This is a genomic window from Psychrobacter sp. TB55-MNA-CIBAN-0194, assembly GCF_040309505.1.
In the GTDB taxonomy this organism is placed as follows: Bacteria; Pseudomonadota; Gammaproteobacteria; order Pseudomonadales; family Moraxellaceae; genus Psychrobacter; species Psychrobacter fozii.
The window spans coordinates 1-258 of record NZ_JBEOOW010000486.1; the positions used below are offsets into that span (position 1 = coordinate 1).

Here is a 258-nt window from a genome sequence, read left to right on the forward strand (position 1 = left end):
GCGCCGCACTTGTTGGATGTGACGATTATCGAGCTGGCTTATGAGCAGTTTTTGCAAATTGTCGCCAATCAAAGTGCGCAAAATGCAGCGGTAGAAAATGCTCAAAATAAGCAATCATCAGTTAAAGCAGTCATTGATAAAACTCAAAAACAGTTAATAATGGCTGATCTAGACACTATCAAAGCCTTAATCGCCCAAGATCCACGTCCTGCCTATCGGCGCACCGAGTTAAATAAGCGTTTTACCATGCGCTATAAG

1 pseudogene is annotated in these 258 nt (G+C 42.6%); it reads left to right on the top strand.

Annotated features, from left to right (window positions below):
- Nucleotides 1-258: pseudogene (locus AAEY75_RS16000) on the top strand (tRNA (N6-threonylcarbamoyladenosine(37)-N6)-methyltransferase TrmO); the annotation flags it as partial.